Genomic DNA, 324 nt, shown 5'->3' with positions numbered 1-324 from the left:
AGGGACGCATCCGAGATCTCATCGAGGAGGGCGTGGACGGCCGTGACGGCGCGCGAGACCTGGTGTCGTGGGTTGGTCTGTGCGGTCATCGCCACTCCCGAGAAGAAGTTCGCGGCGACAGTCTATCGAACAGGTGTTCGAGATGTCAATATGTTGGTGGGGCTGAGTTTTCGGGGCGGCGGTCGGGAAGCCGGCAGCGGCGGGCGACCCGTGGCGGACCTTCACCGCTTTGCTGCCAGGGACCGCAACCGTGAGCGGGCCTGAAGGCCGAGGATCACCGGCCCGGTGGTTTCGAGGCTCGCTGCGCTCGCACCTCAACCACCG

Annotated in this window: 1 protein-coding gene; it reads left to right on the top strand. The window is 66.4% G+C overall.

What is annotated here, in order from left to right; genetic code table 11:
* A partial coding sequence (locus QQZ14_RS15010; protein ID WP_284535151.1) for a hypothetical protein occupies positions 1-264 on the top strand: 264 nt, incomplete at its 5' end.
* Positions 265-324 lie beyond the last annotated feature (60 nt).

Origin of the sequence: Nocardioides sp. T2.26MG-1 (assembly GCF_950101795.1) — a bacterium.
Lineage (GTDB): Bacteria > Actinomycetota > Actinomycetes > Propionibacteriales > Nocardioidaceae > Nocardioides.
The sequence above is the reverse complement of the archived record's forward strand: the minus strand, read 5'-3'. Positions and strand labels throughout refer to the sequence as shown.